Raw genomic sequence first — 3588 nt, 5'->3', positions numbered from 1 at the left:
GGCAGGCGACCCGCGGAGCGCCGGAGGCGTCAGGAGAGGTCGGGCCAGACCGTGCAGGGCGCGGCGTCCGTCGCGGCCTCGATCAGCCGGTGCACCTCGACGGCGCTGTCCACCTCGAGCTTGGCGAGCGCGCGCTGGCGGTGGATCTCGACCGTCTTGGGGCTGATGTCGAGGGCGCGCGCGATCTCCTTGTTGCGCAGGCCCTCGGCCATCACGCGCACCACCTCGAGCTCGCGCGCCGTCAGAGCCTCGAGGCGCTGCGCCGCCGCGCGCGCCCGGCAACAGGCCCGCGCCGTGCCGCGCGTCTCGGCGACGGCCTCGTTCAGGAGGTCCAGAAGGTCCTGATCGTGAAAGGGCTTCTCGAGGAAGTTCACCGCGCCGAGCTGCATCGCGGTCACCGCGTCGCGCACGCTGGCGAAGGCGGTGATCACCACGACGGGCAGGAGCGACTGCCGCGCGCGCAGCTTCTCGATCAGGCCGAGGCCGCTCGTCCCCGGCATGCGCATGTCCGTGACGACGCAGCCGATGCAGGGCAGCCGCGCCTCCGCGAGGAAGGCGTCCGCACTCGGGTAGGCGACAGTTTCATGGCCCACGGACTCCACGAGCCAGACGAGCGACTCGCGCATCGCGGCGTCGTCCTCCACGATGACGATCCGCGGCGCGGCGGCCGGGCCGAAATCGGGTATCGCGGCGTCGGCCGCAGCGGCATCCGTCATTCCGGCGGCTCCATCGGCAGGTCCATGACGGCAAGGGTACCACCCCCCGCCCTTGGTTCAAGCCAGAGACGGCCGCCATGGTCCTCCACGATGGCCAGTGCCGTCGAAAGCCCCAGCCCGAGGCCCTTTTCGCCCTTCGTGGTGAAAAACGGCTCGGTCGCGCGGCGGCGGGTCTCCTCGTCGAGGCCGGGGCCCGAATCGGCCACCGAGACGCGCCAGACCGGCCCGTCGCTCGTGGTCCCGCCCGGGGTCTCGCGCGTCGCGTCGACCGTGACCGTCCCGCCCGGCGGGGAGGCGTCGATCGCGTTCTGGATCAGCGCCACGAAGACCTGCCGCAGGCGCGGCGCATCGCCCAAGACGGGCATCGGGCCGGCCGGGCGGCGCCAGTCGAGCGTCAGCGCCGCGGCGCGGGCCAGCCCCTGCGTCAGCAGCACCGCGTCGTCGGCCACCTCGCGCAGGTCGAGGCGCGCGCGCGCCCCTTCGCTCCGGCTCAGGAAGGCGCGCATGGAGCGGATGAAATCCGCCGCGCGGTTGGCCTGTTCCACGATGCGGGCAAGGACCTTTTCGGTCATCTCCGCATCGTCGGTGCCGGCGCGGCGGCGCTGGCGCAGCCCGCCCGCGAAGGAGGCGATCGCGGCGAGCGGCTGGTTCAGATCATGGGCGAGGCTGCCGGCGAGCGTCGCCATCGAGGAGACGCGGTTGGCATGCGCCATCTCGGCCTCGAGCGCGCGGCGTTCCGCGGCGGCCTCCTCCAGCTCGCGCGTGCGCCGCACGACGAGGTATTCCACCCGCACCACGTGCAGAAGGAACGCCCCGAGGAGGATCGCGGCCACCGCGACCCAGACCACGTTCTCCGAGAGCCAGGCCCGGATGTCGCCGCGCAGATCCCGCTCGAAAGGATAAAGCTCGAGCTGGCGATAGACGTCTTCCACCGAGGCGTAGCTCACCGGCGCCAGCCAGCCGTCCGGGTCGAGCGGACCGGAGACCGGGCGCGCGGGCTGCGACAGGAGCGCGGCGAGCACCTGCGTCGCGGTCTCCGCCGGGACATGCGGCAGCGTCAGCATCGCCCAGCCCGGATGCAGGCCCGTCGAACGCGCGCAGGGGTCGTCGGCCTCGGCGACGCGGCCCAGGACGCGGAACTCGCCGGGGCGCACCGCGCCCTCGTCCAGCAGCGTCTCGAGCAGGCAGGCGCGCAGCACGCCGGCCTCCACGTCGCCCGCGCGCAGGGCCTCGAGCACGCCTTGCTGCGGAAACCCGAGCTCGACCGTCCCGATCCGCCGCGCCGTCTGTCCGAGTTCGGAGACCAGCCTTTGACGGGCCAGCAGGTACCCGCCGAAGGCCGCCGAATCCACGACGCCGAGCCGCCGGTCCACGAGGTCGGGCAGGGCGCGGACCGGCCCGTCCGCGGGCGCGACGATCGTCGCGCCGATCACCGCCTGCGGCGTGGCGCGGTCCGGATAGCGCGCGGTGGCGAGCCGGCTCGCGCCGTGGCGGCGCACGAGCTGAAAGGAATGGCCGGGGTTGGTGAAGATGAAGTCCACCCGGGCAAGCCGCGCCGCCGTGTCGAGTCCGCGCAGCGTGAGCGGCACCACCTCCACCCCGCGATCCGCGAGGCGCGCGCGCAGGTGGCGCGCGGTAAAGCCGAAGTCGCCACGCGCGGCGTCGGCGCCCCGATAGGACAGCACCCCGATGCGCAGCGGCGTCTCAGTGGCCGCCTGGGAGGCCAGGAGCAGAAGCGCGGCGAGGAGGGGGACGACGGACGGCATGCAGCATCTTTCGCTAGAGCAATGCCGCCCCGCCGTCCATGGCCCGCGCCGCAGGCAGAGGAGGCGCCCGACGGCGCAGGCGCAGGCGCCGGGGCCGGGCACGCCCGATACCGATGACCCGGCCCGGCCAATCGCGCCGGCCCGCAGCGCGACCGGCCCGGTCCCGTCCTTCAGAGGGGCGGTGGCGGATGACCCCGCGGGTCCCGGCGCCTGCGCGCCACAGCAAGGAGGCCCCGCCCGCGCGCCCCCGATCTCCCCACCTGTCGGATGCAGCGCAGGCCGCCGGCACGACAGGCCCGGCGCCTCGCGCCTGCCCGCGGCCCGGGTCCAGGGTGAGCAACGCCGTGCAACCGTCCTGAGGGCGCACCATTTCCTGTATCACGGGTGCAGGGGCGCTGCCGTCTGCGCGGCGCGCCGGCCTCGTGGCGCGGTGGCGCAAGGGGCCCGGCGCCTGCGGTCGCCGCCCGTCGCGGCGAAGGGCCCGGGGAGCGCGCGGGTCGCGCGCTGCGCCGATCGCATCAGCCCCCGGCGATCCGCAGCACGGGCCCCGCCGCGGCCTCGGCATCGGCCGGGTCGTGGGTGACCATCAGCACCGGCAGGCCGCGGTCGCGCGCGCGATCGAAGACCAGCCGCCGCATCCGGTCCCGCCGGTCCGGGTCGAGACTGGAGAAGGGTTCGTCCAGCAGCAGCGCGCGCGGCTCGGCAAGCAGCGTGCGCATCAGCGCAGCCCGCAGCCGCTCGCCCCCCGAGAGCGTCGCCGGGTCGCGCGCGGCCATCCCGGCGAGTCCCGCGTCCTCGAGCGCCGCCTCGACCGCCGCGCGCCGCGCCGCGCGCCCGCGCGTCCGCCGGCTGAGCCCGAAGGCGAGGTTCTCGCCCACCGAGAGATGCGGAAAGAGCAGATCGTCCTGAAACAGGATCCCGATCCCCCGCCGCTCGGGCGGCAGCGCGGTGACGTCCCGCCCGTCGAGAACCACGCGCCCCCGCATCGCGAAAGGCGCGTCGAGCGTCCCCATCACCGCGGCGAGAAGCGTCGATTTCCCCGCGCCCGAGGGGCCCATCACCGCAACGACCTCGCCCGGCGCCACGGCGAGATCCAGCGCGAGGAG

General features: G+C 74.8%; 3 protein-coding genes. All 3 read right to left on the bottom strand.

Annotation, left to right across the window (positions count from 1 at the left end; translation table 11 throughout):
• Positions 1-29 precede the first annotated feature (29 nt).
• A complete protein-coding gene (locus tag ACESL7_RS14350; protein WP_372893983.1) occupies positions 30-716 on the bottom strand; it encodes a response regulator transcription factor in 687 nt (228 codons plus the stop codon).
• Entirely contained in the window at positions 713-2482 is a 1770-nt protein-coding gene (locus ACESL7_RS14345; RefSeq protein WP_372893982.1) for a sensor histidine kinase, read from the bottom strand. The genes ACESL7_RS14350 and ACESL7_RS14345 overlap by 4 nt, the downstream gene beginning before the upstream one ends.
• Positions 2483-3000: 518 nt before the next feature.
• Positions 3001-3588, bottom strand: a 588-nt coding sequence (locus ACESL7_RS14340) for an ATP-binding cassette domain-containing protein (RefSeq protein WP_372893981.1), incomplete at its 5' end; no start/stop codon positions are given.

It is taken from the genome of Rhodosalinus sp. (assembly GCF_041685465.1).
Taxonomy (GTDB): Bacteria; Pseudomonadota; Alphaproteobacteria; order Rhodobacterales; family Rhodobacteraceae; genus Rhodosalinus.
This window is presented reverse-complemented; position numbering and strand designations above follow the sequence as displayed.